This window comes from Kluyvera sp. EC_51 (genome assembly GCF_019584505.1).
Classification (GTDB): domain Bacteria; phylum Pseudomonadota; class Gammaproteobacteria; order Enterobacterales; family Enterobacteriaceae; genus Kluyvera; species Kluyvera sichuanensis.
In genome coordinates, this window is the sequence record NZ_VDAG01000063.1 from 1 (window position 1) to 3,693 (window position 3,693).

Below are 3,693 nucleotides of genomic sequence, written 5' to 3' on the forward strand. Positions count from 1 at the left end.
TGGCACGGCTGGGACGGAAGTCGCTGTCGTTCTCAAAATCGGTGGAGCTGCATGACAAAGTCATCGGGCATTATCTGAACATAAAACACTATCAATAAGTTGGAGTCATTACCTACTTTGCTCTACTCGTACAGGAGATGATATTTCATTATTCTCTATTTCAATAGATAAAGAACTTCGCATTTTATTAACCATCATAAAGTAAAATTTTATGGTGTCGAAAATCTTTTGGTCACGTTCATAGAGAACCGGTTCAACCGCAATAGCACCACAAGAAATATCGGAACTGGTGAGTTGAATAGCTTTATCAAGAACATAGGCAATTTCATTTCGTTTAATATCAGGATAAGCATTTATTACATCGATGCTAACTTTATAAATTAAATCATACAGTAAATTAAATCTTTGTTCCGTTAATTTATCTCTACTATCAATAACTGGATTAATAGATATATAACCGCTAACATGATCGGCGGAGCAAATTTTAACTGCACAGTCTAAAATGAACGATTTTTCCACTTTGATATTCCAATGTTAATTAAATGATTTTTTTGCATATTTCAATAATGCTTTCAGATAAATTTTTCATACGCCAGAATATCTGACCAATAGGCTCATCTTTTTCCGTTATCGCCATCAAGCACAATATATGCTTAGCAACGATAATCCGGTTAAAGAGGATCATACTGTCGTCACTCTCCATAAAGACCGTGTTCTGCTCCCCTGAACCGACTTCTTTTAGCATCGCTGAGCTGATTCCAAGCAACGAACTTGCTAAAGCAGATACTTTTCTCACGTGAAGTTCATTACCTGCAGTGAGCAGTGAAGCCACTTCAAATCCATCCTCTGTTGATACTATAATATTTTGTAGTAAAGTATTTTGTTTATAGAACTCGTTTAACTCGATATTTAATGCAGCAATCAATGCTTCTGGCACCTCACGTATTTCAACACCTTCAATCCCAGCATCTTCAATCCCAGCATCTTCAATCTCAGCACCTTCAATCTCAGCACCTTCAACCTCAGCACCTTTAGTCGCTATACAAGGTTCATTCCGAGTCTCTAAAGATGGCTTCATCAACGGTTCATCTTCATCTGATTTTGTGGCATATATATCGAAAGGTAACTTATGTAGACCCATCACAATTCTCCAAAATAAGCTAGTGATATTAATCATTAATTCTTACCGCTAAAAGAAAACCCTCTATATTTTATAGCCGCACAGGAACACTCAAATGAATAGATAAACACTCATTTAACTTCAATCTAATCAAAGCTATATTTGAATTTTTAGCGATACCGATGTAAAGAAAACAATTGTTCATGCAAGAAAAAGGCGTTAATAAATGAATTTCATTATCGTAAGAAATTAATATATCCTCAAAACAACTCTTTAACGATGACAACCGTGTGTATTTTATGTTAGTTCTAACAATATCGCTCATAGCCTGAACTAAAGGCCCACTGTTATCATCGATATTAAACCCACACTCAATCTCTTTTTTTATCATATTAAGTAGTGCTACTTTTTCAATTCCATTTATTTTTAATAACTCAAGTAACAATTCCTCGAAATTGATATCCATTAACAACTCCAAAATGTAATTCTATCTCAATGTATTTAAATTAAGCCAGAAGAATACATTTTGATGCAAATTATTATTGCACAAAATTAATAAAACTAACGCTAAAAATAAATACAATCATTAATATGTGAAATCTATTAGTATTTTTTCTTTAATCCTTCCAGTTGCAGTCGATCTTTTTATCAACTTCGATTTGACACAGCGCGTTGTAACAACTCTTAAAATAGTGTTCCCATCACCTTTATTAATAAACTCAACTTTTTTAACATTAGGATGTTTATTAATTATGGCTAACTGAGCGTTGAATAGTGATTTTAGTGGTTGTGCACCAAATAATTCTAACTCAATCTGATTGTCATATAACTTCGGCAACAGCATAAAATTAATAGGATATGAAGAATATAATGCCAACCGGTCACCATTGGTGATATGTGCCGATGTTAACATTGATATAGATTTTGCGTTAGCAATTCGCCCCTTGAACGGCAATACTTTTTCATTCGGATTGTCAACAAACTCACATTTATCTGATAATGGCGTTGCTTCCTTCTTAATTACTGGAGCATCTGAAGTTGGTTTGGTGATATTAACTGGCAATGAGGTTTTCTGTTTTATATCTTTTCCTTTATTTATAAAGTTATCTTTTTGTGCCAGAGTAGAACCAGGACTATTTTGAATATTTATTTGGACTTGCTCACGCGGTGATAATTTCGCTAGTGAATTGATAAGTTCTTCTGAATCGGTCGTGATCATTTTTTCACTAGCAATAATTTTCCTTGCGCTGTTATAGTCCCCGATTTTAATAAGTGAATAAACAAGATTATATACCGTCTGTGAGCGATATTTTTTCCTCACATACAGCGATAGCAGATGATCACGAGCTTTTACATAATCCTGCTGTAAGATCTCCATCATCGCGATATTATTAATGACAATTTCTTCATTATAAAACAGGCCTCTGGCCTTCTCAAATGAGTGCAATGCGTCGGTGTAGTACCCCTGTTGAGCTAACATAATACCGCGTAAATTCCACAATTCACCATTTGCCCCCTCTTTTAAAATTAGTTTGTCAATAATGACTCTCGCGTCATTTTCCTGCCCTAGTTCAATAAGGTTCTTAGCTTGCAGTAAAAAATACTTGCTGTCGCCATTACCATCCGCCAATGGCTTGAGGTATATATTTGATGAGTTGTAATCGCCAATTTTGTTATAGAGTAATGAGAGATGATAACGATCCTCAGCATTATCCTTAAGACTTAGTTTTTTCCGGTATATCTCTATCAAACCCTGATAGTCATTCAACTGTGTTAATATATATTCCTTTTGATCATCTTCTGATGCATTTGATAAACCACCTGAACAACCACTAAGAACCGCAAGCATTAATATAGGTAATAATTTTTTTACCATGTTGAGCTCATCTTAATCAGACCCGGACCAGCAACCAGTGCTATTAGGGGAAAAAGAATAAAAGCAATCATTGGGAATGTCATTTTCGCGGAAAGCGCGGCCACTTTTTCTTCCATACTCAATAACTGCATTTGTCTAATGTCTTTAGATAATTCAATTAATACATTATAAATAGACGAACCAAATTTTGTACTTTGTAATAAAGTTGAACAAAGCATCCGTACTTCTTCGTTATTTACTTCATTAGAAAGTTGCTCCAGAGCGGTGTTAATACCACTAACTTCAGATCTCAGCACCGTACGAACAAGTAAAGCAGACAAATCTTTATTGATACTTTCGATTTTATAAGCAATATAAGATAACGCAGCTTCAACCGTCATACCTGATTGGATACAAACCGCTAAAAGGTCAATGAGGTAAGGGATATCATTGGAAATTCGGTTAAATCTTCTCTGCGTTACTGATTTTTGAATACGAGCCGGAACAATGATAATAAAAGAAAGAATACCAAGAACCACAATCATAAACGTCTGCGAATCTAATTCCCACCAACCTGCATACTTCATCAAGGTAACAGGCAGCGCCGGTAATGACTCCAACTTATTGATAGTGTTTTATGTTCAGATAATGCCCGATGACTTTGTCATGCAGCTCCACCGATTTTGAGAACGACAGCGACTTCCGTCCCAGCCGTGCC

The 3,693-nt window shown here is 35.3% G+C and carries 7 protein-coding genes; 1 reads left to right on the forward strand and 6 read right to left on the reverse strand.

Going from position 1 to position 3,693, the window contains the following annotated elements:
- Positions 1-98, forward strand: a 98-nt coding sequence (locus FHC49_RS12235; RefSeq protein ID WP_000851394.1) for an IS1 family transposase, incomplete at its 5' end; no start/stop codon positions are given.
- Between the two features lie 10 nt (positions 99-108).
- On the opposite strand, the gene FHC49_RS12240 is transcribed toward FHC49_RS12235, so the two are convergent.
- The 6 genes from FHC49_RS12240 to FHC49_RS12265 form a co-directional block, all read right to left on the reverse strand.
- A complete protein-coding gene (locus tag FHC49_RS12240) occupies positions 109-519 on the reverse strand; it encodes a hypothetical protein (RefSeq protein ID WP_220439900.1) in 411 nt (136 codons plus the stop codon).
- Positions 520-538: 19 nt separating this feature from the next.
- The gene (locus FHC49_RS12245) at positions 539-1,177 is read right to left on the reverse strand and encodes a roadblock/LC7 domain-containing protein (protein WP_220439901.1); all 639 of its coding nucleotides are present in this window, start codon (positions 1,175-1,177) and stop codon (positions 539-541) included.
- Between the two features lie 34 nt (positions 1,178-1,211).
- Complete coding sequence (locus FHC49_RS12250) at positions 1,212-1,586, reverse strand: hypothetical protein (protein ID WP_220439902.1); 375 nt, start codon at positions 1,584-1,586, stop codon at positions 1,212-1,214.
- Positions 1,587-1,706: 120 nt separating this feature from the next.
- Entirely contained in the window at positions 1,707-2,996 is a 1,290-nt protein-coding gene (locus tag FHC49_RS12255; protein ID WP_185669544.1) for a tetratricopeptide repeat protein, read from the reverse strand.
- Positions 2,990-3,562 (reverse strand): type II secretion system F family protein, encoded by a 573-nt coding sequence (locus FHC49_RS12260; protein ID WP_220439903.1) that lies wholly within the window; start codon positions 3,560-3,562, stop codon positions 2,990-2,992. Before FHC49_RS12260 ends, FHC49_RS12255 begins: the two co-directional genes overlap by 7 nt.
- Before the next feature lie 34 nt (positions 3,563-3,596).
- The coding region (locus tag FHC49_RS12265; protein ID WP_000851394.1) for an IS1 family transposase at positions 3,597-3,693 on the reverse strand (97 nt) is incomplete at its 5' end.

What these genes read in the sequence shown, in the direction of transcription:
- FHC49_RS12245 (WP_220439901.1), bottom strand. Translation starts at nt 1,177, where the DNA reads ATGATTAATATCACTAGCTTATTTTGGAGAATTGTGATGGGTCTACAT.
- FHC49_RS12260 (WP_220439903.1), bottom strand. Translation starts at nt 3,562, where the DNA reads ATGAAGTATGCAGGTTGGTGGGAATTAGATTCGCAGACGTTTATGATT.
- FHC49_RS12250 (WP_220439902.1), bottom strand. Translation starts at nt 1,586, where the DNA reads ATGGATATCAATTTCGAGGAATTGTTACTTGAGTTATTAAAAATAAAT.
- FHC49_RS12255 (WP_185669544.1), bottom strand. Translation starts at nt 2,996, where the DNA reads ATGGTAAAAAAATTATTACCTATATTAATGCTTGCGGTTCTTAGTGGT.